22 protein-coding genes and 2 pseudogenes are annotated in these 25,191 nt (G+C 62.0%); 14 read left to right on the top strand and 10 right to left on the bottom strand.

Going from position 1 to position 25,191, the window contains the following annotated elements; all coding sequences use genetic code 11:
- Positions 1–19: 19 nt before the first annotated feature.
- A complete protein-coding gene (locus tag AB4Y40_RS36810; RefSeq protein ID WP_368692041.1) occupies positions 20–292 on the bottom strand; it encodes a YtcA family lipoprotein in 273 nt (90 codons plus the stop codon).
- Between the two features lie 392 nt (positions 293–684).
- On the opposite strand from AB4Y40_RS36810, the gene AB4Y40_RS36805 reads away from it, so the two are divergent.
- A complete protein-coding gene (locus tag AB4Y40_RS36805; protein ID WP_368692040.1) occupies positions 685–1,830 on the top strand; it encodes a PucR family transcriptional regulator in 1,146 nt (381 codons plus the stop codon).
- A gap of 732 nt (positions 1,831–2,562) precedes the next feature.
- On the opposite strand, the gene AB4Y40_RS36800 is transcribed toward AB4Y40_RS36805, so the two are convergent.
- Positions 2,563–2,802 (bottom strand): hypothetical protein, encoded by a 240-nt coding sequence (locus tag AB4Y40_RS36800; protein WP_368692071.1) that lies wholly within the window; start codon positions 2,800–2,802, stop codon positions 2,563–2,565.
- On the opposite strand from AB4Y40_RS36800, the gene AB4Y40_RS36795 reads away from it, so the two are divergent.
- The 3 genes from AB4Y40_RS36795 to AB4Y40_RS36785 all read left to right on the top strand — a co-directional run bounded on the left by AB4Y40_RS36795 (position 2,689) and on the right by AB4Y40_RS36785 (position 4,432).
- Positions 2,689–3,003, top strand: coding sequence for a DUF2946 domain-containing protein (locus AB4Y40_RS36795; RefSeq protein WP_368692068.1), 315 nt, complete (start codon positions 2,689–2,691; stop codon positions 3,001–3,003). The two genes, AB4Y40_RS36800 and AB4Y40_RS36795, sit on opposite strands and share 114 nt — an antisense overlap.
- 152 nt (positions 3,004–3,155) lie before the next feature.
- Entirely contained in the window at positions 3,156–4,061 is a 906-nt protein-coding gene (locus AB4Y40_RS36790; RefSeq protein WP_368692039.1) for a hypothetical protein, read from the top strand.
- Positions 4,058–4,432: a copper resistance protein CopC gene (locus AB4Y40_RS36785; protein ID WP_368692038.1), complete on the top strand. Its 375-nt coding sequence runs from the start codon at positions 4,058–4,060 to the stop codon at positions 4,430–4,432. The genes AB4Y40_RS36790 and AB4Y40_RS36785 overlap by 4 nt, the downstream gene beginning before the upstream one ends.
- Positions 4,433–4,844: 412 nt before the next feature.
- Here the strand turns inward: AB4Y40_RS36785 and AB4Y40_RS36780 are convergent, their stop codons facing one another.
- Positions 4,845–6,386: a carbohydrate porin gene (locus AB4Y40_RS36780; RefSeq protein WP_368692037.1), complete on the bottom strand. Its 1,542-nt coding sequence runs from the start codon at positions 6,384–6,386 to the stop codon at positions 4,845–4,847.
- 1,389 nt (positions 6,387–7,775) lie between these two features.
- On the opposite strand from AB4Y40_RS36780, the gene AB4Y40_RS36775 reads away from it, so the two are divergent.
- The gene (locus AB4Y40_RS36775; protein ID WP_368692036.1) at positions 7,776–7,925 is read left to right on the top strand and encodes a hypothetical protein; all 150 of its coding nucleotides are present in this window, start codon (positions 7,776–7,778) and stop codon (positions 7,923–7,925) included.
- Positions 7,926–8,038: 113 nt separating this feature from the next.
- A complete protein-coding gene (locus AB4Y40_RS36770; protein ID WP_368692035.1) occupies positions 8,039–9,700 on the top strand; it encodes an Nramp family divalent metal transporter in 1,662 nt (553 codons plus the stop codon).
- A 200-nt stretch (positions 9,701–9,900) separates the two neighbouring features.
- Here the strand turns inward: AB4Y40_RS36770 and AB4Y40_RS36765 are convergent, their stop codons facing one another.
- Together AB4Y40_RS36765 and AB4Y40_RS36760 are read right to left on the bottom strand one after the other, a co-directional pair.
- Positions 9,901–10,101, bottom strand: a complete 201-nt coding sequence (locus AB4Y40_RS36765) for a hypothetical protein (RefSeq protein ID WP_368692034.1) — start codon at positions 10,099–10,101, stop codon at positions 9,901–9,903.
- A gap of 219 nt (positions 10,102–10,320) precedes the next feature.
- Complete coding sequence (locus tag AB4Y40_RS36760) at positions 10,321–11,718, bottom strand: FAD-binding oxidoreductase (protein WP_368692033.1); 1,398 nt, start codon at positions 11,716–11,718, stop codon at positions 10,321–10,323.
- Between the two features lie 134 nt (positions 11,719–11,852).
- Between AB4Y40_RS36760 and AB4Y40_RS36755 the strand changes: the two genes are divergently transcribed.
- Positions 11,853–12,767 carry a LysR substrate-binding domain-containing protein gene (locus tag AB4Y40_RS36755; RefSeq protein WP_368692032.1) on the top strand — a complete coding sequence of 305 codons (915 nt, stop codon included), beginning with the start codon at positions 11,853–11,855 and terminating at the stop codon, positions 12,765–12,767.
- A gap of 60 nt (positions 12,768–12,827) precedes the next feature.
- Here AB4Y40_RS36755 and AB4Y40_RS36750 read toward each other — a convergent pair.
- Positions 12,828–13,401 (bottom strand): annotated as a pseudogene (locus AB4Y40_RS36750) (LysR family transcriptional regulator).
- Here AB4Y40_RS36750 and AB4Y40_RS36745 point away from each other — a divergent pair.
- Positions 13,333–13,485, top strand: coding sequence for a hypothetical protein (locus tag AB4Y40_RS36745; protein ID WP_368692070.1), 153 nt, complete (start codon positions 13,333–13,335; stop codon positions 13,483–13,485). The pseudogene AB4Y40_RS36750 and the gene AB4Y40_RS36745 overlap by 69 nt on opposite strands.
- A 241-nt stretch (positions 13,486–13,726) precedes the next feature.
- Here AB4Y40_RS36745 and AB4Y40_RS36740 read toward each other — a convergent pair whose 3' ends face one another.
- On the bottom strand, positions 13,727–15,310 hold the full coding sequence (locus AB4Y40_RS36740) for a methyl-accepting chemotaxis protein (protein WP_368692031.1): 1,584 nt from the start codon (positions 15,308–15,310) through the stop codon (positions 13,727–13,729).
- A 575-nt stretch (positions 15,311–15,885) separates the two neighbouring features.
- Here AB4Y40_RS36740 and AB4Y40_RS36735 point away from each other — a divergent pair.
- From AB4Y40_RS36735 to AB4Y40_RS36720, 4 genes and pseudogenes are all read left to right on the top strand, one after another.
- Positions 15,886–17,175 (top strand): MFS transporter, encoded by a 1,290-nt coding sequence (locus tag AB4Y40_RS36735; protein WP_368692030.1) that lies wholly within the window; start codon positions 15,886–15,888, stop codon positions 17,173–17,175.
- A gap of 119 nt (positions 17,176–17,294) precedes the next feature.
- Positions 17,295–18,218 (top strand): GNAT family N-acetyltransferase, encoded by a 924-nt coding sequence (locus AB4Y40_RS36730; protein WP_368692029.1) that lies wholly within the window; start codon positions 17,295–17,297, stop codon positions 18,216–18,218.
- Complete coding sequence (locus tag AB4Y40_RS36725; RefSeq protein WP_368692028.1) at positions 18,215–19,117, top strand: DMT family transporter; 903 nt, start codon at positions 18,215–18,217, stop codon at positions 19,115–19,117. The genes AB4Y40_RS36730 and AB4Y40_RS36725 overlap by 4 nt, the downstream gene beginning before the upstream one ends.
- A 12-nt stretch (positions 19,118–19,129) precedes the next feature.
- Positions 19,130–19,297, top strand: a pseudogene (locus tag AB4Y40_RS36720) (porin); the annotation flags it as partial.
- Positions 19,298–19,349: 52 nt separating this feature from the next.
- Here the strand turns inward: AB4Y40_RS36720 and AB4Y40_RS36715 are convergent.
- Together AB4Y40_RS36715 and AB4Y40_RS36710 are read right to left on the bottom strand one after the other, a co-directional pair.
- Positions 19,350–20,102, bottom strand: a complete 753-nt coding sequence (locus AB4Y40_RS36715) for a hypothetical protein (protein ID WP_368692027.1) — start codon at positions 20,100–20,102, stop codon at positions 19,350–19,352.
- 18 nt (positions 20,103–20,120) lie between these two features.
- Positions 20,121–21,581: an amino acid permease gene (locus tag AB4Y40_RS36710; RefSeq protein ID WP_368692026.1), complete on the bottom strand. Its 1,461-nt coding sequence runs from the start codon at positions 21,579–21,581 to the stop codon at positions 20,121–20,123.
- 295 nt (positions 21,582–21,876) lie between these two features.
- Between AB4Y40_RS36710 and AB4Y40_RS36705 the strand changes: the two genes are divergently transcribed.
- Complete coding sequence (locus tag AB4Y40_RS36705) at positions 21,877–22,182, top strand: hypothetical protein (protein WP_368692025.1); 306 nt, start codon at positions 21,877–21,879, stop codon at positions 22,180–22,182.
- 286 nt (positions 22,183–22,468) lie between these two features.
- Entirely contained in the window at positions 22,469–24,736 is a 2,268-nt protein-coding gene (locus tag AB4Y40_RS36700; protein WP_368692024.1) for an alpha/beta hydrolase domain-containing protein, read from the top strand.
- 77 nt (positions 24,737–24,813) lie between these two features.
- Here AB4Y40_RS36700 and AB4Y40_RS36695 read toward each other — a convergent pair whose 3' ends face one another.
- A complete protein-coding gene (locus AB4Y40_RS36695; protein WP_069266367.1) occupies positions 24,814–25,110 on the bottom strand; it encodes a cupredoxin family copper-binding protein in 297 nt (98 codons plus the stop codon).
- Positions 25,111–25,191 lie beyond the last annotated feature (81 nt).

The following is a 25,191-nucleotide window of genomic DNA, read 5'->3' as shown; positions in this document are numbered from 1 at the left end:
GTCATGGGCGAGCGCACCCTCAGCGGGAAAAGAAAATGAGCCAGGCTGCCGTCGCGAAGATGGCGGTCAGGGCCGGATAGCTGACGGCTACGGGCGACAGCGCCCCGCGCAAGTCGCGGCGGCCAAGCTCACGATGCACGATGATCGTTGCCGCGACGCCGCCCACGATGCAGAAAAGCCAGTCGGGAAAGGCAGCGCCAAAGAGCGGTAAGGATGGCGAAATCGCGCATCCGCCCAATGACAGCGATGCGCACGCCGACCAGGCAAGCCGTTTTGCAGTGGAAAGGGTCATGAATGAATCACAGGCATCGCTGACGATGCAAACGCGTTGAAGGGCGAGCCGGCGCGCAAGCAACCCCGCGTGCTGGTTGCGCTGCGGGCGCGGGGGGCCGGCAGGCTGATACTCAGCAAAAGCGACATCGGCGGGAAGCCTCTTGTCCCGAGCGCTTATCCTAGGCGGACGAAGGTGCATGGTAAATTGGCAAACGGCACAGGCCCGGTGTGTCATTTCACGAAACGGCCTACCGCCTCATTCTGTCCCCTGTGGTACGCATGCACTGACGACTCATGGCAGGACCCCCTTTGCTCATTACCGCTCCCCAGATCAGCCCGCGACTGCGCCAAGGGTTGACAGCCCTTGCTAACGACCCGCATGTGCCCATCGAGCGTGTGTACGCTTCGCTCATGAAACTGGAGGGCTATGAGGCGCTTCCACCCGCTATCCGCGACGACATATTCCAGTCCGTCGAGCAACTGGCGAGGCTGTGGTTCCGGCTCCTGCTGACGGGGAGCCAGCCCGCGGAACCTGTGAACGCGGACATCGAGGAATCAGCCCGTCGACGCGTTCACCAAAGCGTGCCACTGCAGGCGTTGCTACGCGCCACCCAGATTGGCGCGCGCGAAGTCTGGCAAGCCAGCGTGGAAGTGGCCGGTGAGGAAGTACACCTCGCGCGCGAGCTGGCGCTGACGGTGGCGCCGTTCCTTTTCGAGTTCTTCGAAGGTATCGCGCAGACCCTCGCGCAAGCATATGTCGAGGAGCAACGCCACCGCGCGAATTGGCGTGAGGCGAATCTTTACCAGCTGCATGCTGCGATCTTCCATTCTCCTGACGATCACGCGAGCTTCACAACGGCGATGAGCGCGCTGGGGCTCGACGCTTCGGTGCCGCGAATCGCGATCGCGCTCGATGCCGGGTTCGAAGCGCTCACGTCAGAAATCCGTCACCGCGAATCCGAGCGCTACGCGCTTGCCGTGTCGCGTCACTTCCGGATTGAGCGAGAGACGATCGTTCACGTGTGGCATCGTGGACGTGCAATCTTCTGGCTTCCGGGCCAGCGCGGAGATCTGGCTGCGCAAAGTGATCTCGCAGCGAGTCAATGCGCGCAAAACCTTGTGAGCGCGGAAGAGCGCCTTCGTGCGGTCGGCGTCGGTTTATTGAATGAAGGAGCCGCGGGATGGGCGGCCTCCGCCAACGAGGCCATTCGTGCGGCGGAGGTTTCGCTGCGCAGCGCAGACGGGGCGCGGGTCGCGCGATATTCCGCCATCGCACTCGAAGAAACGGTGCGCACGGCCGGCGATGTGACGCGCTATCTCGTCTCGCTCGTCGAGCAGATCAGAACCGACTCGGATCTGCTGGCGACGCTGACCGCGTTCTATGCCAATGGCAGACGCCGCCGCCCGACGGCGGACGCGCTCGGCATTCATCTGAACACGCTCAACTACCGGCTGGAGCGCATCGAAAAGATGCTCGGCGCTTCGCTCGACGACGCGCAGTGGATCGCGCGGCTCGATATCGCTCTGAAACTGGCGCACGGCGCCGGGCGCGAGTAAAGGCGAAGCAGCGGTGGGTCGTGGCGCCCGGTGGCCTGCAGTCCAGGCAAGGACGTCGCGAGCGACTTTCACTGCTCGGCGGTACACAGTCCCTAGCGGACGGCTTGCACTGCAGGAATACGTCAATGCTCTCGGATAGACGAATCAGTTGTCCCGGTCGACCGCAAACGCATAGTTTCCGTCATTTTGCGAAAGGCAATATTCCAGATTGTGACCTGAAATCCCGCTCGGCGCAGCGATACAATTTGCCTCGCCCCTTTGACTAAGGGAGCGGTCTTTTTTCATCTGTTTTTACGCGGCTTTCGGGCCGCGTTTTTTTTTGAAATGGGCGTTCGTATCATTCAAATTGACGCTTAGGCACGCCGCATTTTGCAAATTACATTCGCATAACTAATCACCTTTCGAAAAGATCAACGTCGCGCCGGGACTGTGCGGTGAGCGCGGAAAGGGGACTTTCTGGAGCGTTGAAGCAGAGACGGGAGTTGGCCGCGCCCCCTCCAACGCGGCGCCATTTGCTCCCCGCGCTGGCGAACGTGGCAATTAGGGGGAATGTCCCCACGACTATCTCGGGTCTGGCTCGGGTGCGTCAATAATGGCGGTGCGACATACTCGGTCCGATGGCGGCAGTTTTTTGGAAACTGCGTCGCTTGCGCATTGTGGCGGCCGTTTTGCTGCCGCTACATGCCAATGCCGGTCATGGGTTTCCGCTTATCGGGAATGCCAGGCAGGCTGTTAGCATTCCTTCCCCTCCAGCTTATTTTGCCGTCTGGCAGATTCGCGATGCTCAACCGCCACCGTCAGAAGCTTGGTGCCTGGCTCGGGATGCTTGCCATCCTGCTGAGCGTGTTCGCGCCGACGGTGTCCCAGGTGCTGCGCGGCGTGTATGGAGAGGTCGAGCATCACGCCCATCATGCGCATCACCATCAAGCGGCCGTCGAAGTCGCGCATGCCGGACATGCCATGCATCACCATGGTTCCGATTCGTCCTTTCAGTGCGACGCGTGCCCATATTGCGGACTGTTCGCACACTCTCCAGCCCTGCCTGGCGTGACCGTCGCATCGAGCGTCGTGCCGCTGCGTCCCTCCTTTCCGTCCCCCCTCATCGGCCCTGCGTTCCGTCCATATACGGTGCTGACGCCAGCCCAGCCGCGCGCTCCCCCTACCTGGTCCTGATCTTCGTCAACGTTTCTCAACCATTCCAGCAATGCCGATGACCGGCGTCGCTGCGTTGTCGCGCATCTTCGGGGCGCGGCCTGCAAGGACTTCCTGGTCTGCCTGCAGGCAGCCTGCAGGGCGCGTCACGACAATCTGATCAGGATCTGAAAATGCGAACCACGCCCAAACGTGCCGCCGCCGCGCTATGCGCGCTCGCGTCGTGCCTGCTTTCCGTTGACGCGTCGGCTCACGCCGTCGTCGGGGACCGGGTCTTTCCCGCCACGATGGCTGTCGATGACCCAGGCGTCGGCGACGAATTCAACCTGGAGTTCAGCCACATCAAGACGCCGGATAGCAACGGCGACGACATGAACGTGAATACCGTGTCGTACGAATGGGACAAACTGATCACGAAGAATCTCGCGTTCAGCATCGCGAGCAATTACACAAGCCTGAATTCACCAGATGGCAGCGCGAAGGGCTGGGACAATTTCACGCTCGGCGTCAAATATCTTGTTTACACGAACGCGCCGCACGAATTCATGGCGTCGGTCGGCCTGCTCGCCACACTCGGCGGTACCGGCGCCAGATCAATTGCGAACTCGTTTTCGACGTTCACCCCGACCGCTTATTTCGGCAAGGGCTTCGGCGACCTGCCGGCATCACTCGGTTACCTGCGACCGCTCGCGATTACCGGCACGATTGGTCCCAACCTGACGACGGCGTCGTCCGATAACGGTCCGAACTCGCTGGGCTGGGGCGTCACGCTCCAGTACAGCATTCTCTACTTGCAAACGCAGGTGAAGGACCTCGGGCTGCCCCAGCCGATCGGCAATCTGGTGCCGGTCGTCGAATTCCCGATGAGCACCTGCACGGCGGGCGCATGCTCAGGTCACACGACGGGGACGATTAACCCCGGCGTAATCTGGATCAACCGCTACGGCCAGTTCGGCATCGAGGCGCAGATTCCCGTCAATCGCGCGAGCGGTACGCATACGGGAATACTGTTGCAGGCTCACGTGTATTTCGACGATATCTTCCCTGACACTCTGGGCAAACCGCTCTTCGGACAATGAAAACCGCTCTGGTCCCCCTTTCGATGCGCGGCGCCGCCGCCGCGCTGGCGTTGACCCTCGCGCAACTCGCACACGCGCACGCGTACCCGACCCATCAGGCGCCAGCGGCCGGCTCGACCGTCCCCGTCTCGCGGAAGGACGTCGCAATCGATTTCGACGATGGCCTGGAGCCGGCCTTCAGTTCGATCAGCGTCACGGACGCCCATGGCGGCACCGTCACCAGTGGCAAGGCCGTGGTTGACCAGTCGAACATCAAGCACATGTCGGTGTCGCTGAATCCGCTGACTCCGGGTGTCTACACGGTCTCGTGGGTCGCTGTCGCTGCGGACGGGCATCGCACGCAGGGGCACTACACGTTCAAGGTGAAGTGATGATGGAGCCGCTCGTCGTCGCGCAGATCGCCCTCGCCGCCGTGCAGGACGTCCTGTTCGCGACTGCAGCCGGCTCGCTTGCGTGCGCCGTGCTGGAGAAGAGGAGCGGCTGACGGTCGAAGCGCTCGTTATGCAGGGCATTCTCGCGAGCGCGGCCGTGCCCGGACATACGTCTCCAATGGCCGGCTGACGAAGTCAGCCTGCTGGCGAATGTAGGCAGGCTGATGGTGAGCCATGGGCAGCGTTCGCGCCGATGGTTGTATGAAATCCCACCGATGATCATCGGTCGTGCACAGTCGTCCTCAATCAATCAAGCGATCATTTACCGAGCGGGCGCGTCGATTTAGTGACCGTATATCCCGGCCTGCTCGCGGAATGCTGGCAGGCCGGGGCGTCGCAGAGCGTCACACCATCAGAAGGTCACGACCGTCCGCAGTCCGGCCACGGCCTCGTTGCCGATGCGTGCACCGCTGTTGTTCGGATTGGGGATGCCGCCACCCGGATGGAAGATGTACTGGAGTTCGCCCTGCAACAGCCACCACGGCGCAACCTGATACTGGTACGTCGCCTCGATCACCGTTTCCGCCGAGCGCACGGGGTAGCCTGGCGTCTGGAGCGTTGCGATGTCACGGTCGAGCGCGCTCGCGCTCGAGCTGACGTTCGCGTAGCTCACAGCGAGCCCGACCGAGTCGCTGTCCCGGCCCTTGAACGGCGCTTTCAGCACGACGCCCGCGTTGAGATTGAAGTCGAGCAGGTTACGGTCGCCCGGCGCGCCCATCACACGCGTGAAGACGCCGACCGATTGCGGGCTGTCGGCACTCGGGCGCCACACCATCTGGTCTGCAATGGCATAAATGCTGAAGTTGCCGCGATGCGTCGCCGGCACGCCATTCGACGCGGAGCTCGCGAGCGAGATGCCGTTTGTATCGAGGTGCTGATCCGCGAAGTGATTGTTGTTGTACCAGAAGCCCAGCTTGTAGGTGCCGGGCAGGCCGCCCGGCTGTGTTGCGCCGGAACCTCCTGCCGGTGGCTGATTGATCGCGTACTGGACCTCGCCGATCATCATGACGCCGTTGTGCAGGTTGAACTGGGTGCCGCTGGCGTTGAGCTGCTGCGGGTCGCCGTTGCCCGGCGCGGGGTTGCCGTCGAAGATGCCGCCGAGAATCGTCATCGAATCACTCGGCTTGAACCGCAGGCGCACGCCAAGCGACGATAGCGGGTACGCGGGGCCGCCCGCAGGGAGGTCGGTGGCAGCCAGCACGGGCCAGCCGAATGTCGCGTTCGCAAACGTGCTGCCGTACTGGCTGATGATGAATTCCTGATCAAGGCTTTGTTGGCCGATCTTGACGTCGAACCTGTCGCCGAACGCCTGCTGGTACCAGAGTTCCCACAAACGCGTCGACGCTTCGGCCTCGACGCCGCTCACGGCCTGCAGCGCATTCAGGCGTGCCGCCGTGATGCCGTGCCCGTGAATCTGCAAGGCATCGACGAAGAAGGTGCCGCCCTTGAGGCCGAACGCCTTGTCGGTATCCACGTTAAGGCCAAACTGCGTGGCGCCGTTGTATGAAGCGCCCTTCGACAGACCGCCGGAGAAGTTACCGTAAAGCTCGCTTGTTTCCTGCGCGTTAAGCGTGACGCCGTGGTCGCCCAGGAACGTGCGCAGTCCGCCCATGTCACCGAGCAGGTTCGAGCGCTCCCAGAGTCCGGTGGGCGCGGGGGCGGCGTCGGCCGGTGCGGCGTTTGCATCTGCGTTCGTGGCTGCCGCAGGGTCCTGGTCCGCGGATGTGGGAGCGGGTGACTGCGACTGTGCGTAAGCCGGATCGGTTGTGCCGGCGGCCAGCGCAATTAACAGCACCGCGGTGGCGCAAACCGGTTTAATGCGCGAGGACGGGTGGAGGAGGCGTCGCGTGCTAATGCCATTGTCGTTTTGTGTGGGCATGCCAAAGGAGATCATTTTTGCTTTCTTCTGGGAAACGAACTGATGAATGAGCGACGCCGAGGCAGGAACGTGTTCGGCGTCAACTCGCCACAAGGCGGCAGGTTTGTGGAGTCGTACTCGCGACGGCCCGCTCAGGCGGGCCACGAGGTACTGCCGGTGTTACGTTTTGACGTTGTCCAGAGGGCCGCGACCGAGGCGTCGCGTCGCACTGCGTGAACTGGGCGGGCGCCTGGGTGCCCCCAGAGCTGGCCTGGTCCGTCAAGTTCGTGGCGCGGTGCGATGGCCAGCGTCGCACGCAAGTAAGTGCGTGAGACGCGAAGAAAGCGTTCGATATGCATGGTTCAACTCCCGTCGAGCCCGGCGAGACCGGGCAACGTTCGATAAGCGACACGCCGTCAGCGCAGTCAAGCGCTGTCGGTGTTCTTAAGCAAAAAAGGGAGCGAGCTACAGTTAGACCGAAGAGGCGGTCCAGAAGAAGCGCGCTGACCCGACAATCGGAGTCAGCGGCAGGAAGGAAAGTCCGGCGTCGCTAACGCGCGATTGCAGTCTGGGTGCCGGCACAGGCCGGCGTACAAGATCGACTACTAGAGCTTGCGTCCACGAAGGACTCTCCTGTTTCTAAGACAGGGCGGATTCTATGCGCGCCCTCTGTGAACGTGCAAGCAGAAATTGTCACGCAGTGCTTAGTAGCTTCAACAGGGATGCCGAACGCACACCACCCTCGGGCAACGGTCTGCACTGCACGAATGCGAAACGAAGAGTTATGCAAATGATTTGCATCCACCGCAGTAACAGATTCGAAAGAAAAATCTTTGAAATAGTCGTTGACTCGGCTTGCGCGTCGTCACTAGAATTCGCCTGTTTCCACGAAAGGGGCATTTGCCTTGGACAGTTGTAGTAGTCGACCTTCGAATCGTTTTTCTGCCTGACCGGCACGACGCCCGCCTGGATTCTTCCTTAGCCGCCGTCCTGCCAGCAGGCAGACGGTGCGCGCCGCAGTAGTTTTCGCAGTTTTTCCCGCGCATCTCTTCGATTGGCCGCCGTCGTTGACGCGCGTGCTGTCACGCACGTTCGTCAACGCGACTCCGCGCGTCGGGCCATTGGCTCGCGACGCCGCTCGTTCACGCCGTTTTCGCGCAAGCAATTGCGTGCCGGAACCGGCGTGCGGTTAAACACGTCCGTCAAACATGAACCGGACCCAAATGAAAGTGGAGCTCACGATGCCCGACCCTGAGCCTTGTTCCTGTACGACACAGCACGCGTTCTCGCCGAACGCCGCTCACTTCGCCTGACATCTGGCCGCACACGTTCCTCCATCACGCCCGAGCGCATCGGCGCGCGTGGACTGAAACGAGAGCAGGCCTGGTCAAAGGCGCCACGTTTCAAGTTACTGGAGGAATCACCATGCACTTCGCACTCCTCGTTTCGCAACTTCCGCACGTCGAAGAAGCTCGCTCGCACTACAACGGCATGCTCGCGCTCGACGCCCGTTCGCACGCATCGACCGGCGTAGTCGCTGCCATCTGGACGGCGCTCAAACAGCTCGCTCGCTGACACGGCCGGGCGTGGCCGACTGTCTGCCCACTGCATCAATACCGGCAGGCGGCAGGGCAGTGCCACGCCTCAATCATCGATTTCAAGCAGTACTGCCAAGGAATAACTAAAAAATGTCTACCACTCCCGCAAACCTCACGCAACGTCGGAGTGCCGTGCTCGACGACGCGCACGTGGGCGATATCAAAGGCGCTCTCGGCACGATCGCCCGCCACGACACCGCCCCTCGTAGCAACTGGATGGCGCGCCTGCGCACGCTGCTGGCCATTCTCGGCCCCGGCCTCATTGTCATGGTCGGCGATAACGACGCCGGCGCCTTCGGCACCTATACGCAGGCCGGGCAAAACTACGGCACTTCGCTGCTCTGGACGCTCGCGCTGCTGATCCCGGTTCTCTACGTGAACCAGGAAATGGTCCTGCGCCTCGGCGCCGTGACCGGCGTCGGTCACGCACGCCTCATCTTCGAACGCTTCGGCAAGTTTTGGGGCGCCTTCAGCGTCATCGATCTTTTTCTGCTCAATGCGCTCACGATCGTCACCGAGTTCATCGGCATTACGTTTGCGCTCGACTTTCTCGGCGTCTCGAAGGTACTCGGCGTTTGCATCGCCGCGGTTCTGACGATGGCGGCGGTCAGTACGGGCGACTTCCGGCGCTTCGAACGCTTCGCGATCGTCCTGTGCCTGTTGAGCCTCCTGCTGATCCCGGTGCTCGTTTCGATCCACCCGCCTGTGGGCGTCATCGCGCGTGACTTCTTCGTGCCGACCTGGCCGGCGAATTCGAAGCTCTCCGATGTGATGCTGCTCGTGATCGGCATCGTCGGCACGACTGTCGCGCCGTGGCAGCTATTCTTTCAGCAGAGCTACGTGATCGACAAGCGCATCACGCCGCGCTTCATGAAGTACGAAAAGGCGGACCTCTGGATCGGTATCGCGTTCGTGATCGTCGGCGCTGTGGCGATGATGGCCTTCACCGCCGCGCTCTTTGACGGCAAGCCCGAGTTCGGCAACTTCACCGACGCGGGTGGCGTGATTGCAGGTTTGCACAAATACGTCGGACAGACGTCGGCCACGATCTTCGCCGTCGCGCTGCTCGACGCGTCGATCATCGGCGCTGCCGCGGTCTCGCTATCGACGGCCTATGCGGTTGGCGACGTCTTCAAGGTCAAGCACTCGCTGCACCGCAGCGTGCTCGACGCGAAGGGCTTCTATCTCGTCTACTTCGGCATCATCGCGCTCGCGGCCGCCCTCGTGCTGATACCCGGCAGCCCGCTTGGCCTCCTGACCGAGGCTGTGCAAACGCTGGCTGGCGTGCTGCTGCCGAGCGCAACGGTGTTCCTGTTGTTGCTCTGCAATGACAAAGCGGTGCTTGGCCCGTGGGTGAATTCGAAGAAGCTGAACGTGTTCACGGGTGCAGTGATTGCCGTGCTCGTCGTGCTGTCGATCATCCTGACGGCGGCCACCGTGTTTCCGGACATCAGCGGCGCGGCGATCGTCAAGATTCTCGTGGGCGGTTGTGGAATTGCCGTGGCCGTGTACGCCGCGGTGGAACTCACGCGCAAATCGCGCGGCGCGGATGTCACCCAGGATGCATTGCCGCTCAACAAGCCAGCGCTCAAGGAGTTGCGCGACACGTGGCGCATGTCGCCGCTCGAAGACCTGCCGGCGCCGCAGCACCTGACGCTGTCGACACGCGTGTGGATGGGCGTGCTGCGCACCTACCTCGTCGTCGCAGTGGGTCTCGTGATCGTGAAGGTCGTGCAGATGGCCATTCACTAAAGTAAGTACACGGGGCAGGCGCAGGTCTGCCCCATTTTAGGAATGTGCGGCGCACGAATTTGCGTGTACGCGTGTGCGCGGGCACGTGGGCATACATGCTGCGCCTTCGATCTGCTAGAAAACCGTCGATGCTCGAATTCCCACTTCGTTGAATTCCCTCACCGGTGTCTGAAGGAAATCGGAGCTACGAAGACGGCGAGTCACTCGAAACCCAGAATCACCCGGGCAATGATCCTCTTAAAAGCCCTTTTAAGCATGGTGCGAACAGGCTCGTGAAGGCCTTCTTTCACCTTGGTAACCAGCATCGCGGCGATAATGGGTTCCAGTCGGTGAAGATATTTTTCAGAAACGTCGAGCAAGCGGGTGGCGGTGATCAATGTGGACGCGGTTGCCAATTTCATGACTATCTTATCTAAACTATCTTTTCTAAATCCGCTCGTAGTGCCTCATGTTGACGACCGGTCGTTCGCGGTTGACGTTCATCGCGTCATGAACTGGCATCGTCGTTTTCTCAAGCAAACGGCATAGGGCATGGATCGTCGAGAAATGCACCTTTCGGTTTCGAGCGAACGGCTGCACGAAGTTCCGTGTGCCGGGTATTGCACGCCCGGTGAAGAGACTCAGGCGGGAGCAATGTTCTGATTCAGGCGGAAGACGTTGTCTGGATCGTACTGGCGTTTGATGGAAGCCAGCCGCGCATAGTTGCCGCCATAAGCTTCCTTCACGCGTTCGTTGCCTTCATCGCCGAGGTTGTTTGCATAGACGCCTCCGGATGAATACGGCCTTAGCGCGTCCCATATGCTGCGCGCCCATTGGACGTTCGCCGCATCTTCGGCTGCATCGTCCCAGATCGCGACGGGAAAGCAGTCAAAGCTGGCGTCGCGATGCGGGTAGGCGGTCGCGGACCCGGCGACGCGGGCAATGGCTCCCCCAACATGCTGAAACACCAGCAACGATGACAACGAAGGCGAACGTTCATAGGCGCCCAATACCGCGTCGATCGCGCCATCGTCGATCTCTCTCAGGAACTGCGCCTTCCAGTAGTACCTCCGGCCCCGCGGAAACACACTGTCGCCGTTCGATTGAATCTGGAGGTAGGGCAGACGCTCGAGGCGGCGGTCGACGGGTGAGCCGGACTCCATCAGTGCCTCGAGAACCTGTCGACCGGACTCGGGCGCGCCGACATAGCAAGCCGATATGCTGAGGAATCGCTCGCCGGAAGGATTGGTAACGAGTGCAGCATCTGCGCTCACCTCATCCGGCGCATTGCGCGCAAACCGGTCGTAAGCGCGCAATGCGGCGCGTGCCTGCTCGAACGGGTATAGCAAAGAGCCGACGAGCAACTCGGGATCCAGCGGGTGCAGCCGCAAGTGAAAAGCCGTCGCTATGCCGAAGTTGCCTCCGCCGCCCCGGACGGCCCAAAACAGGTCGGAATGTTCGCAGTCGTTCGCGAGCCGTTGCTGCCCGTCCGCAGTGACCATTTCGACGGCGACGAGGTTGTCGCAAGTGAGTCCGTATTTGCGGCCGAGCTTGCCGAACCCGCCGCCCAACGTCAGGCCGGCAAGGCCCGTGTCGCTGATAACGCCCGTTGTCGTCGCGAGGCCGTGGGCCATCGTGGCCCGATCGAACTCACCGAGGTTGAGGCCGGCCTCTGCGCGCACCACCCGCCGATCGGCGTCGAGGTCGATCTGCTTCATCCGGGAGAGGTCGATAACAATACCGGCATCGCAGACCGAAAGGCCCGCCACGTTGTGACCGCCGCTACGCACCGCAACCCGCGCATCGATCGACCTGGCAAAGCGCACGGCTGCGACCACGTCGTCGGCGTCAGCACAATAGATGATCATCGCCGGCCGCTTGTCGACTGACCCGTTCCACACCCGGCGCGCCTCGTCGTAGTTAGGATCGCGAGGCATGACCAGCGTGCCGTGGAGCGTGCCACGCAATTGCTCGAGCTCACGCGAGGCAGCGTGGCTTTCGCCCCTGAAGATATCTGACGACGCTGTTTCGGTGCTCATCTTGCCTCCTTCATGCTCGCTAGCGCTGAAGCCGAAATTCAAGTTCGGTCGCTTGATGGTTGCACTTCCCACGCGTCGAAGCAAAATGAAAGAATTCAGCTTTCAGATGAGAAAACTTCATCTAGACTGAACAGATGCGAAAGTTGCCTCCTCTGCGTTCGCTGCAGGCGTTCGAGGCGGTTGCGCGGCATCGCAGTTTCAAGGATGCCGCGGAAGAGCTCAACGTGACGCCGACGGCCCTGAGTCACCAGATCCGCACGCTGGAGGAAGCGTGTGGCCGGCAACTCTTTGCGCGTCGGCCGCGACCCATTCGACTCACTGCTGCCGGGCAACTTTTGTATCCGCCGCTGCGCAGGGGATTCGATTCATTCGCGGATGCACTCTCCACGGTCGCGGAAATGGGTGGCACGACCGCGCTACGGATCACCAGTCCGAACGCCTTCGCGAGTCGCTGGCTGGTTCCGCGGCTGTCGCAATGGCACGAATCTCACTCCGATATTCCGCTGCAGATTATCGGTACCGATGCGGTCCTCGACCTGGACGCGGGCGAAGCAGACGTCGCGATACGCTACGCACGCGCGGCGCCAATAGGTCTGATTTGTAAGGAGATCGCGCGAGATGCGTTCTACCCTGTCGCTAGCCCGGGCCTCCTCGGGGCAGAAAATACACGCCCAATTGCGGCGATGGACCTGCTTCGATTTCCTCTGATCCATTACGAGTGGACGAACGGAGATCCCGAGGCACCTTGCTGGCCGCGCTGGTTTTCGGCTTACGGTGTTCCGGTATCCGCATTCACGCCTCTTCGCAGCAAGCGTGATTTGAGCTTTCGGGAAGAGCTCCATGCGATTGACGCTGTGCTTGCCGGTCAGGGAATCGCTCTGTGCAGCGACATCGTACTGGAGCAGGCATTGCTGAGCGGCGCGCTCGTGAAAGTGCTGCCCTTTGCGTTAGCTGGCTACGGCTTCTATGTCGCCCATCTCGCGGAGCATGCGACGTCCAGTGCAGTCCGCACCTTTGTACAGTGGCTCGCCTCCGCGCGTCGCGCTTAGGAGCGGCGACTTTCCTGCGCGAGCAGCAGATTGCAGCACGATTTGAGGAACTGGCCCATGTCAAGGGCGATGAGGCATGGAGGCAGATTCATTGTGGGCATACTGCAGAAATGCACTCACCACACGCGAGCGCTCGTGCTGGCGGTAAAGCAGGGCGATTTCCGAAAGAACGGGCTTGCCGGTCAGTGGCCGGTAGACCACGCCGGGCAGCGTGACGCATGCACACAGTGAGCCGGGAACAATGGCCACCGTATTGCCGAGCGACACGCTCGCGACTACCGCGACCAGTGGGCCCGGCCGCAATTCGATCTGAGGCGAAAAGCGTCCGCGCCGAGCCACTTCGAGCGTGCCGAATTCCTGCTCGGGCACCGCGAACCGTGCATTACGCAACTGCTGCGGCGCAATACCTTTCTGTGCAGCCAGCGGGGAGTCTTCCGGTAGTGCGACGACGAATTCGTCCTGATACACGCGGCTGGCTTGCAGTTCTTCGGACCAGGACATCGGAGGCCTGACGTAGGCAACGTCGAGTTGCCGGCCGACGAGGCGACACGGAACGGCGGGTCCGATGGAACAGCCGGAACTGGAGCAGGCGTTCTGCATCCTGTATCTGCTTGGTGAGCGAAGGCGGGGCGATTCCCAACTCTTCGGCTGCGCGTGCGAAATGCAGGTGCTGGGCAGGTCACTGGGATGTGATGACTGGCCGCCCCCCTTTACCTGACGGGTACGCAACTCACGTTCGTCCGCGCTGAATTGCTGGGGGAAGTTGATGTGACGACGAGCAGCCTGGATGTGGCTGAACCTATTCCCCCTCATTAGGGGGATTTCACCCTTCAAAGCGACAAGAATTGGTTGTCATGGCGCGACATGAATTGGTGAACTCTACAGTTGTTGTTCAAACCGCCGACTCATCCCCAACGCACGATAGCAATCTCCCCACCCGATGCCGCACAGGATTCACCTCAGTCCCCACTCCCCGCGAGCGAGAACCGCCCAATCACTTCGCGTAGCGCGCTCGCCTGGTCGTTCAGCGACTGAGCCGCCGCTGCCGCCTCTTCGACGAGCGCGGCGTTCTGCTGCGTGACCTTGTCGATCTGGCTCACCGCCGTATTGACCTGGTTGATGCCTTCGCTTTGCTCCCGCGATGCATGGCTGATCTCGCGCAGGATGTCGTTGACCTGCCGCACCGCCTGATCGATTTCGCCCATGGTGGTGCCTGCTGTAGCCACCTGCACGGCGCCTTGCTGGACCGTATTCGCCGACGACTCGATCAGTTGCTTGATTTCCCGCGCTGCCGTCGCCGAGCGCTGTGCGAGGTTGCGCACCTCGGCGGCCACGACGGCGAAGCCGCGGCCCTGCTCGCCGGCGCGGGCGGCCTCGACGGCCGCATTGAGGGCGAGGATGTTGGTCTGGAACGCAATGCTGTCGATGACGGTGATGATTTCGTTGATCTTGCTCGAACTCGCCGAGATCGCTTCCATGGTTTGTTCGACCTGCTTAACAACGCTGGTGCCGCGCGAAGCGATATCGGCGGCGTCTTCGGCGAGCCTGGCCGCGACCGTCGCGCTTTCGGCGTTGCTGCGGACATTCTCCGTCATTTGATTCATGCTCGATGCCGTCTCGAGCAGCGCCGCAGCTTGCTGCTCTGTGCGCTGCGATAGATCGATGTTGCCGGCCGCGATCTCGGCCGAGCCGAGTGCGATGCTTTCGGCACTCGCGCGTACACCTGTCATCGCAGTCTCGAGGCCAACCCGCATTTTCTCGAGCGCGTACATCAGGCTGCCGGTGTCGCCAGGCGCGACGGCCACGCGCACGCCGAGGTTGCCGTCGGCCACCCGATGCGCGGTCTGCACGGCGGACTCGATCTCGCCGCCGATAGCACGGCGCGCGCTGCGCAGCGCCAGCGACATGACGAGCGTCGCGAGACCGCCGAGCACCGCGATGCCGGCCAGCCAGCGAATAGCGCAAGCCACCACCGTCTCGCGGATGTCGTCCATGTAGGCGCCGGTGAACAAGATCCAGTTCCAGTCGCCGATCCGCCGCGAGTAGGCGAGTTTCTCGATGGGCGTGGAGCCGCCGGGCTTGGGCCAGTAGTAGGAGACGAAGCCGCCTTGCGGATCGCTGGCGGCCGCGATGAGGTCAGTGTAGAAGCGCTTGCCGTTGGTATCGGCCATTGCCGCCATGCTCTTGCCGGTAATTTCCGGCTTGAGCGGATTCACGACGATCACGGCCTGCGGGTCGCAGACCGTGATGTACCCGTCCTTTCCGTAGCGCAGAGACGCAATCACGGCGATCGCCTGCTTTTTCGCTTCGTCCTCGCTGATCACCTGACGCGCGGCTTCGTCATGAAAACGGGTGACTGCGCTCGTCGCCTCGTCGGTGAGCGTCGTGAGTTGCAGCCGTCTTTCGGCGAGGATGGCAGTGCGCGTCTGCCAGATACCGATTGCCGCGATGAGTAGCAGACCGATCCAGAGCACGACGATCGTCGATGTGAGCTTCTGGTTGAGCGTGAGCGATGCGCGCTCGCGAGTTGAGACCATAGACATGGAAAATGAATACCTTGGTATTGCGTTCGTCCGGGAATGGCTGCGGGGCGCGAAGCCAGCTAGTGCAGTACGCATTAACGACGGATGCCGCGATGGCTTTAGCGGCGATAACCAAAACGTTGTGCAGATGAGACGCCTTTGCGCTGGCGGGAAGCGACGCTAGCGGATCGAACAGTACGCTCGTTCTATTGCTCGATGGTCCTTGCAGGCTGGGTTCGCGTCCATCGAATTTTGTTTTCTTCGATGCACCCAGCTTCGTATCGCAATAACTAAAATAGATGGCTAATTCGCCTCTTCGCATATCCCCGGCAGGCGATGCGTAATAGCATAACGACGCTGATCGGCTTCGGTCCCATCAGTACGAGGCGGCGCAGGTATCTCATTCCCCCTAACCGGGCGACGCTTGTGTCACGGACCTCACACGGAGCGCTCCGGCCAACGGCAGGTTCGCCCGCCCACGAAACCCCAACCTACAAACGCACGCGAATGTGCCGACCCCATGGATGGGACCGCGCATCGACGTGCCCGCAACAGTCGGCCGCCAGACGGCCGTCATAGCTGCAGGAGAGACAGTCATGCTGAAGTGGTACACCGAGTTGACCAAGGGCGAGAAGCGCACTTATTGGGCGTGCTTCAGTGGCTGGGGGCTCGATGCGATGGATACCCAGATGTACGCGCTCGCCATTCCCACGCTGCTCGCGGTCTGGGGCATGACGCGTGGCCAGGCCGGCATTCTCGGTACGACCGTGCTGATCATGGCTTCGCTCGGCGGCTGGATCGCCGGCATTCTCGCGGACCGCTACGGACGCGTGCGGGTGCTGCAGATCACGATCCTGTGGTTCTCCGCGTTCACGTTGCTTTCCGCGTTCACGAATTCGTTCTGGCAGCTGATGATTACGCGCGGGCTGCAAGGCCTGGGTTTCGGCGGTGAATGGGCCGTGGGCGCCGCGCTCATCAGCGAAACGATCCGCCCGCAGGTACGCGGCCGCGCCGTCGGCTCGCTGCAGGCGGGCTGGGCGGTCGGTTACGGTATGGCAGTGCTGCTCTCGACACTGCTTTTCAGCACGCTCGAACCCTCGCTCGCATGGCGCGTGTTGTTTGCCATCGGTCTCGTGCCGACCTTGCTCGTGCTGTGGATTCGCCGCCATATCAAGGAAGCGCCGGTTTTCGAGCAGACGCGCCGCGCGAATGCCGCAGATCGCCCGAGCATCTGGGCCGTGTTCGAAGCGCCGACGCGCGTAACGACGCTCAAGGCCATTCTGTTGACGTTCGGCATTTACGGCGGCAACTACGTGATGATCACGTGGCTGCCCGCGTATCTGAAGCTTGCGCTGCATCTCTCGATCGCGAATGTGGGCGGCTATCTGGCCATCAACATTCTCGGCTCGTTTTCGGGCGCGTTCCTCAACGGCTGGATGGCGGACCGATTCGGCCGCCGCCGCACGTTCATCGTGATCGCGTGCCTTCAGGCGGTCGCTGTGGCGACCTATACGCTAGCGTCGATCACGCTGCCGGTAACGCTCGTCCTGGGCTTCGTGCTGGGCACCTTGCAGTCGGGCACGGCAGCGGGGACGGGCGCCTATCTCGCGGAGCTGTTCCCCACCCGCATCCGCGCCTCGGCGCAGGGGCTGTGCGGTAACGCGGGCCGCGCAATCGGCGCGATCATGCCGACCATGGTCGGCTTGTTCAGCGCGAAACTCGGCCTCGGCGCGGCAATGGGGATTTGCGCGTGCGTGTCGTATCTGCTGGTCGTGACCGCTGCGTTGCTGCTGCCCGAAACGCGTGGCCGCGACCTCGCTGAAGTCACGCAAGCGAGCGACGCGGAAAGCGTGGGCGAGGAGCGCGAGTTGGGCAACGTACGTTGAAGTGACGTAGCTGAATCGCGGCTGCCAGTGCCGCAGGCGTAATCCGCATTCAACACAAACAACTTGCATAGTTGCCTGAGGCAAGCAATAATTTGCCTCAGGCAACTATGAGGTGTCGCATGCCCAGCCGAGAGCAACTTATCGCCCGCGCCGAATTCGTCCGGCGATTCAATCGCTTCTACACACGCCAGATCGGCGTGCTTCACGAGCACCTGCTGGAAAGTGAATTTTCGCTGACCGAAGTCCGCATCCTGTATGAACTCGCCCACAGGGACGGGCTCACGACCTCGGACCTTTGCCGGGAACTCGGGCTGAACGCCGGGTACATGAGCCGTGTCATCGCCGGCTTTGAAAAAAAGGGGCTGGTCGTCAAGCAGCGATCGGAGACGGATGCGCGGGTCAGCGAACTGGCGCTCACCGCGGCTGGCCGCGACACGTTCGAACCGCTGAACGTCGCGTCCCGGAACGAGGTCATGGCGATGCTCGAGCGCCTGACGGACGCCGAACAGCAGCAACTCGTCGATGCCATGGCGCAGGTCCACGGCTTGTTAGGGGAATCGACCGCAAGCTATGTCTTGAGAGATCCCCAGCCGGGCGATATGGGATGGATTGTTCATAAGCAGGCCGTGCTCTACGCGCAAGAGTACGGCTGGAACGCCGAGTTCGAAGCTTTGGTTGCGGAAATCGTTGCCCAATACATCCGCGATTACGATGCCACCTCGGAGCGTTGCTGGATCGCCGAGAGGGACGGCAAGCCAGTGGGCTCGGTCTTCGTGGTTCGTCATGACGCGGAAACTGCGAAGCTCCGGCTGCTGTATGTCGATGCGAGCGCCCGCGGGTTGGGAATCGGCCATCGGCTGGTCGACGAATGTCTGCGATTTGCGCGCTCCGTTGGTTATAAGCGCATGATCCTGTGGACCAACAGCGTCTTGACGGACGCGCGGCGAATCTACGAGAAAGCAGGCTTTCAGCTTGTGGAAGAGGAGCCGCACCACAGCTTCGGCAAGGATCTGACTGGTCAGATCTGGGCCCGTGATCTGTGAGCGCGAAGGCGTCGGCCACGCTTGCCGCGGCAACCACCGGAATCCTGGTCGGTGCGGCGATGGTATCTACCCGGGCAGTGTCTGAAGAGGCTTCGCCCGCCACGCTGGCGTTTCTCCGCTATTCCATCGGCATGGGCGTGCTGGTAGCACCCGTCTGGCTCGGCACGCGCCCTCGCTTCGCACGGCGAGATGCGTTTGCTATCGGCCTGCTCGGGATATTCCAGTTTGCCGTGCTCATCGTGCTGCTCAATCATGCGTTAGCGATCCTTCCTGCCGCTACGTGCGCGCTCGTCTTTTCGACCATGCCGCTCTTCACAATGACGTTGGCTGTAGCAAGTCGGAGCGAAGCATTCAGCCTGCACAAACTATTGGGTCTCGTGATCGCGCTCGCCGGTGTGTCGGTCTTGTTGCGTGTACCGCCTGCCCACGCTGGATCCGTGGACATCGGTGCGTTATGCGCGCTGATCGGTGCCACGTTGATCGGCGCCGTGTGCAGCCTTCTATATCGGCCGCTTCTGAGGCGCTATCCTGCATTGCCGACGAGCGCGCTTGCCATGAGCGCCGCCGTGGTGTTTCTCGTCGGCCTTTGCTGGGTAACGGCCCAACCGTTGGTGCCCAACCTGTCCATGACGCAATGGGGGAATGTCGGCTTTATAGGACTGTCGAGCGGTGTCGGGTACTTCTGCTGGTTGTGGGCATTGAGCAGGCTCGATGCAAGCCGCGTCGTCGCTTTTCAGGCACTGGGCCCTGTCACTGCCGCTGTGATGGAAGTCGTCGTGACACGCCAGTGGCCATCTTCAACCCTGGTCGCTGCAGTCGCTCTCGTGGTCAGTGGGCTTCTCGTCAGTCAATGGCGCAAACCAGAACGGAAAATCGCGCGTGCGCTCGCCGACTCGTAGCTGCTAGTTCAGTCATGTGAACAGGTGTACATGTTCTCCAGGCGCACGGACGTCTACGCCGAAACGATGTACCAGCACGTCGCGGGTCACCAGTACGTCGCCTTCATCAACACCGCCGGCGGCGCATCGTCAACGGGGAATCAGGTCGTGGCAACGGTGGGCTTTCGCACGCGGCTCTAACCTGCCTTTGGGCGCTGCGGTCCGACGCCGTTCGGACATTGGCAGGTCCACGTCACATCGTTCCGCTGCCGCTGCCAGTGCCGCCAGCGCCGGAAGAGGGGGCGGACGTCGCGCTAAGCGGATGCGCGGCGCCCGCCGCGGTCAGCAGCGAGACGGCAGCGGGATCGGGCATGCCATTCGCGTCGATCGCTCCTGCCGCCGCCAGCGTGCCTGAATCACTATCGACACCTGGCTGGCCAACCGTAAAGGGTGTCGTTAAAAACGCCGGCACCGTCAGCGTGACCGCATAGTGCTGCTGCAGATTCGTGACGACTGCGGATTGCGCTGCCTGCACGTCGGACGGGTTACCCAGTACCTGCTGGTACTGCGAGTTGGTCGGGAAGCCCGCAATCAAACCACTCTCGCTCGTGCCGAGTTGTGCAGCGAGGTAGACGAGCATCAGCTCGGTCTCCGGCGTCGTATTGAAGGTGCCCCCGGCGTACGCCACCGAATGCAGGCTCACACCGCCGGAGCTTACGCTGAGGATGCAGGAAGGCGTGGCATCGAACGTGATCGCGTAGTGTCCACCGCCGTCGGACAGGGTGGATCCCGAGCCCTGCGTGCAACTGAGGTTGACCGTCGCGCTGGCGATCGCTGTGCCGGTCGCGGCCGTGCCGGAGATAGTGACGTTCGGCGTCACGGTTGTGCCGCCGCAGCCGTTGAGGCCAATGCATGCGCTTCCGCCGCAATCGGCCAGCATTGCGAGTGAAGCCGCGCACACGGCAGCCCGCGCCGGGCGAACGAAACACGCGTGCTGAGCGTTCATGGTTGCCCACCGGTTCCCTCATTCACGCTCCGGATGACGCAGGCGCGAATGATGCCGGCCATACGACATGTAGATCAGCATGCCGATCAGCAGCCAGACGACCAGCCGTACCCAGGTGATGAGCGGCAGTCCCACCATCAGCAGCACGCAAAACGCGATGCCGAGAATGGGGACGATCGGCACGCCGGGCGCACGGAATGGACGGCTCGCGTCGGAGTCGCTGCGCCGCAGGTACATGACGGCGCCGCACACGAGCACGAACGCAAACAGCGTACCGATGCTGACCATCTCGCCTAGTACGCCGATCGGCGTGAGGGCCGCCACGATGGCGACGACCGTGCCGATCATGATCTGGCTTCGATGCGGTGTGTGCAGGCGTGGATGGACAGTGGAGAACAGATGGGGAAGCAGCCTGTCCTCGGACATCGTGAAGAAAATACGGCTCTGCCCATAGAGCAGCACGAGTATCACGGTGGTCAGCCCGGTTAGCGCGCCGATCTTGACCAGTACGGAAAACCAGGTGAAACCGATGGCGTCGACGCCCTTGGCGATCGGATCGGGTACGTTCAGTTGTGCGTATGGAACGAGTCCGGTTAGCACGGCGGCCACCAGGATATAGAGCAAGGTGCAGATGACGAGCGAGCCGAGGATCCCGATCGGCATGTCGCGCTGTGGCCGTTTCGCCTCCTGTGCGGCGGTCGATACCGCATCGAAGCCGATGAAGGCAAAGAACACGACTGCGGAGCCGCGCAGAATACCGCTTGCTCCGAAGCTGCCAAACGCACCGGTGTTGGGCGGAACGAAGGGATGCCAGTTGGCGGGATGCACAAAGAACCCGCCGATGGCGATGAAGGCCACCACGACCGTCAGCTTGATGACGACCATAACGTTGTTGACGCGTGCCGACTCGCGCGTGCCGAGCACCAGCATCGTCGTGAGAATCGCGATGATCAGCACGGCGGGGAGATTGATGATGCCGGCGACAGTCGAGCCGTCAGGCAGCTGGATTGTCGTGCCGGGCGCGGCAGCAAGCGTAGGCGGGATGTTGATTCCGGCGTTGTGCAACAGGCTGACGATATACCCCGACCAGCCGACTGCGACCGTCGCGGCACCCATGGCGTACTCGAGAATCAGGTCCCAGCCGATGATCCACGCAAACACTTCGCCAAGCGTCGCATAGGTATACGTGTAAGTGCTGCCGCATACGGGGAGCATGGCGGCCAGTTCGGAGTAGCAGAGGCCGACAAACGCACACGCAATGCCGCCCAGCACGAAGGACAGGATGATGCCCGGCCCGGCAAATTGTGCCGCCGCCGTGCCGGTGAGGACGAAAATACCCGCGCCGATAATGGCGCCGATTCCCATCGCCGTGATGCTGGGCGCCCCCAGGGTCTTTGACAGCCCACCGCCGCTTTCGGCATCGGCGCTTCCTGCTATGTCGGCGATGGACTTGCGCGCCGTGTAGCTCGTGTCAGCCATGATAGGTTGTCCCATTCAACTGTGAGTGGAAACGACTCGATTCGCCTTGCCTTACTTCTTTAGAATAGACACAGGCGCGAGTGGGAAGGGTAAGTTTTCAGTTAACCGAACAACGACGACCGGCTTGCGTGGGCAGAGATGTTTCGGAACGCTTCATGTGCATCTGCAAGATGGGGGATCCGGACTATGCGCCACGCGTATCGCAGGATTCGTCGGCATCATTGATGGTTCGCCGTCCCGGCAAAGTCCACGCTCGCGCGGGCAGTTCAGCCGGACGGCGGCCAGGAGAAGTGGAATGGACAACGACAAACCGTCGCCGCGGCGCGCGACATTCGAGAAAGGGATCCGGATCGGCGAATACGGATGGTTCGGCCGGCTTGCGGCCGTCGTCGTGAGCACAATCGTGCTGGTGGTGGCAGCGATGCTGTCGCTGGTGCTGCTTGCCGTGCTGTTCGGCGTGGGCGTGATTGTCGTCGGCTATCTGTGGTGGAAGATCCGCGCGCTGCGCCGGCAGGCGCGCGAGTTCGGCGACGACGGCCGGACCGTCGACGTCGAGGTCGTGTACAAGGACTCCCACGGCGACGATATCGCGAAACGCTGACCTGTGGGGCCCGCGCGGGCACCTCCAGCGTACGCGTAAACGACAGTTGGAATCGTCTTTGCGCGAATTATAAATACACAAGGCCGCGCAAGATATATCAAACGATTTCGGTCAATCGTAAGCATTCGACTTCCGCCACGCCTGATCACGCGTGTCGGTCCAGCATGCATGCGCAATGCTGGACCATTCGCGTGAAAGCCTTGCCTCTCTCGGGTTCGCCGTTCTTCAAGGGACACGGCGCGAGACTCCGCTTCCGCCATGTTCGCCACGGTTAGGAGATTCTACGATGAAGACTCAAAATATAGGAATGCTACTGATTGTCGGTGCGAGTGGTATGTTCGTCGGCGGAATCGCCCACAGCGATCCGCACGGCCCGCAACCTAGCCAGCGGGGCGCGGGCTTCATCAAGAGCTTTCAGATTATTGCTGCTGAACCGGCGTTTGGCGGTGCGACGCCTGCCGGCGCGGCTGGGCCGTACGAGGTCATCACCGCCGTCGTGCACGGCGCCCTAGATCCGCGCTCTCCGCTCAACGCGGGCATTGTCAACATCAGGAACGCGCCGGTCGGCGTCGATGGTTACGTCGACTATTGGACCGATGTCGTGATCCTGCGTCCGCAAAGCGCGGCGAGTGCCACTCGCGTGCTCTTCTACGACGTCGTGAATCGCGGCAACAAGCTCGCCGACGGGTCCTTCATTGGTGGAGGCGCGCTCGATACCGGCGCACCCCCGCCGTCTACCTTCCCGTCCCTGCTGCGCCATGGCTATACGATTCTCTGGAGCGGCTGGCAAGGCGACATTCCGCTCAACGGGACGAGTACGCTGGCCGGCACGGGTCTGGTCGGCACGAGATTTCCCGTGGCTACCAACAAGGACGGTTCGCCGATGACTGCGCTATCGCGCGAAGAGTTCATTCCCGACTATGCGGGAGGCGATCCGACGACGATTCCGCTCACTTACCCGCCCGCCGATCTCAACGACACGGGCAGTGTCACCTTCACCGCGCGGCAATCGTGGCTATCGGCCTACGGCAGCATTCCGGGCGGCGTGCAAACCTACATGGCGCCTTCGGCGAAAGTGAGTACGTGGAGCTATATCAGCACGCCGAACAATGTCTATGAAGGGAATTACTCGGTCAAGTTCACGCCGCCCGCGTCGGTGCCGGGTCCCCACGGCAGGACTGTCCCGCCCGATGCCGGGACGATATACAGCTTCGTCTACAAGGCCGCGGCGCCGACGATCGACGGCATCGGCTTTGCGGCGCTGCGCGATCTCGTTTCATGGCTGCGCTACGACAGGGCCGATGCGCGAGGCGTCAAGAATCCGCTCAACGATCTGAAGGATGCGGCGTGCGCAGCGTCGAAGTGCTCCCGGGATACGAACTTCGACGTCGCGATCGGGGAGGGCATTTCGCAGTCGGGCCGCTTCATCAAGGACTTTCTCTATCAAGGGTTCAACGAGGACAAGCACGGAAGGATCGTTTTCGACGGACTATTTCCGATCATTTCCGCTGCACGCCGCACGTGGACCAACGCTGCGTTCGCACAGCCGGGACGGTGGTCGAAACAGCATGAAGACCACTTCATGCCGGGTTTCCAGTTCCCCTTCACGTACGCGGTCACGACCGATCCGGTCAGCGGCGCGACCGATGGCCTGCTAAAGCGTTGCGAGGCCTCCGGTACGTGTCCGAAGATCATGCAACTCGACGGCGCATTCGAATGGTGGGGCGGGGCCGCGTCGCTGGTCGTCACCGATGGACGGGGTAACGACGTCCATTTGCCGCCGAATGTGCGTTACTACCTCGTGCCGGGCACGCAGCACGGCGGCGGCAGCGGCGTGACCACGGGCAACTTCACGGTGCCAGCGACAGGCAGTCTGTGTCAGTTGCCGGGCTCGCCCGTGGAAGAAACGCCCGTCGAGCGCGCGTTGATTCCCGCGCTGGTCGCGTGGGCCGGCAAGGGCACGGAGCCGCCCGCCTCGCAATATCCGACCGTTGCATCGGGCAATCTGGTCGCGCCGACGCAAGCCGCGACGGGCTTCCCTGATCTCGAGAGCGTGACCGTGCCGAGCGGACCCGCCGCGACGCCGACAGCGCTCAGTCTTACGTTCAACGGCGAATACAATCAGGTCTTCGTGACCGACTACAGCAAGGCCGTGCCGGTCGTTAGCACTGCGCAGCCCTACACGATTCTCGTGCCCAAGGTCGACGCCAACGGCAACGAAACCACGGGCGTACTCGTGCCGGATGTGAGCGTGCCGCTCGCGACGTACACCGGGTGGAACTATCGCGGTGCGGGCCACGCGATCGGCGAAGGCTGCATCTCCAACGGCGCGGCGATTCCGTTCGCGGTGAACGCGTCCGCGCAGTCAGGCGGCGTCGATAGCCGAGCCACGCTGAACGCGCTCTATGGCGGCAGCCGATCGCGCTACCAGGCGGCGGTTGCGACGGCGGCGAGCGCACTTGTCAAGCAAGGCTACTTGCTGCAGGACGATGCGACGAACGTCTTCATCAGCAACGCAGCACAGATTTCTCCGACCTTATTACCGAATCCTTGAACCGCGACCAGGCGTCGTCGCGTCACGCAAGCGAGTTGCAATACGCGCGACGACGCTCTGTACCGTCGTCTGGGTCTCTACTGCACCGTAATGGTCGCCTTCATATAAGGGTGAATGCCGCAGAACACCTTGTATACCCCCGGCTTGTCGAACTTGAACTGATACGTATCGTTCTGGTCGAGCGCGGCGGAGTGAAAGACGCCCGCATCGTTGACGACCGTATGCGGTTCGCCGTCCATATTCTTCCAGGTCACCGTGGTGCCCGCCTTCACGGTGAGCGCCATCGGCGAAAACATGAAATTCTTGATGTCGATCTCATTGGGCTCCTGCGCCTGCGCGGCAGGCACACCAAGGGACGCCCCCGCCATGAGCATCCCGATCCCGTAGAAGAGGGCGAAGGCGCGACGATAGTGAATGGAGAGCATGGCTCGGATCCTCGTTGAATGAGCGAAACG

This window comes from Paraburkholderia sp. EG287B (assembly GCF_040965595.1).
Taxonomy (GTDB): domain Bacteria; phylum Pseudomonadota; class Gammaproteobacteria; order Burkholderiales; family Burkholderiaceae; genus Paraburkholderia.
The sequence above is the reverse complement of the archived record's forward strand: the minus strand, read 5'-3'. Positions and strand labels throughout refer to the sequence as shown.

Coding starts and splice junctions, on each gene's coding strand:
- AB4Y40_RS36790 (WP_368692039.1), top strand. CDS start 3,156: ATGCGAACCACGCCCAAACGTGCCGCCGCCGCGCTATGCGCGCTCGCG.
- AB4Y40_RS36740 (WP_368692031.1), bottom strand. CDS start 15,310: ATGTCTATGGTCTCAACTCGCGAGCGCGCATCGCTCACGCTCAACCAG.
- AB4Y40_RS36780 (WP_368692037.1), bottom strand. CDS start 6,386: ATGATCTCCTTTGGCATGCCCACACAAAACGACAATGGCATTAGCACG.
- AB4Y40_RS36775 (WP_368692036.1), top strand. CDS start 7,776: ATGCACTTCGCACTCCTCGTTTCGCAACTTCCGCACGTCGAAGAAGCT.
- AB4Y40_RS36745 (WP_368692070.1), top strand. CDS start 13,333: ATGGAACAGCCGGAACTGGAGCAGGCGTTCTGCATCCTGTATCTGCTT.
- AB4Y40_RS36785 (WP_368692038.1), top strand. CDS start 4,058: ATGAAAACCGCTCTGGTCCCCCTTTCGATGCGCGGCGCCGCCGCCGCG.
- AB4Y40_RS36700 (WP_368692024.1), top strand. CDS start 22,469: ATGAAGACTCAAAATATAGGAATGCTACTGATTGTCGGTGCGAGTGGT.
- AB4Y40_RS36800 (WP_368692071.1), bottom strand. CDS start 2,802: ATGGTGATGCATGGCATGTCCGGCATGCGCGACTTCGACGGCCGCTTG.
- AB4Y40_RS36715 (WP_368692027.1), bottom strand. CDS start 20,102: ATGAACGCTCAGCACGCGTGTTTCGTTCGCCCGGCGCGGGCTGCCGTG.
- AB4Y40_RS36695 (WP_069266367.1), bottom strand. CDS start 25,110: ATGCTCATGGCGGGGGCGTCCCTTGGTGTGCCTGCCGCGCAGGCGCAG.
- AB4Y40_RS36805 (WP_368692040.1), top strand. CDS start 685: ATGAAACTGGAGGGCTATGAGGCGCTTCCACCCGCTATCCGCGACGAC.
- AB4Y40_RS36765 (WP_368692034.1), bottom strand. CDS start 10,101: ATGAAATTGGCAACCGCGTCCACATTGATCACCGCCACCCGCTTGCTC.
- AB4Y40_RS36760 (WP_368692033.1), bottom strand. CDS start 11,718: ATGAGCACCGAAACAGCGTCGTCAGATATCTTCAGGGGCGAAAGCCAC.
- AB4Y40_RS36735 (WP_368692030.1), top strand. CDS start 15,886: ATGCTGAAGTGGTACACCGAGTTGACCAAGGGCGAGAAGCGCACTTAT.
- AB4Y40_RS36755 (WP_368692032.1), top strand. CDS start 11,853: ATGCGAAAGTTGCCTCCTCTGCGTTCGCTGCAGGCGTTCGAGGCGGTT.
- AB4Y40_RS36770 (WP_368692035.1), top strand. CDS start 8,039: ATGTCTACCACTCCCGCAAACCTCACGCAACGTCGGAGTGCCGTGCTC.
- AB4Y40_RS36810 (WP_368692041.1), bottom strand. CDS start 292: ATGACCCTTTCCACTGCAAAACGGCTTGCCTGGTCGGCGTGCGCATCG.
- AB4Y40_RS36705 (WP_368692025.1), top strand. CDS start 21,877: ATGGACAACGACAAACCGTCGCCGCGGCGCGCGACATTCGAGAAAGGG.
- AB4Y40_RS36710 (WP_368692026.1), bottom strand. CDS start 21,581: ATGGCTGACACGAGCTACACGGCGCGCAAGTCCATCGCCGACATAGCA.
- AB4Y40_RS36730 (WP_368692029.1), top strand. CDS start 17,295: ATGCCCAGCCGAGAGCAACTTATCGCCCGCGCCGAATTCGTCCGGCGA.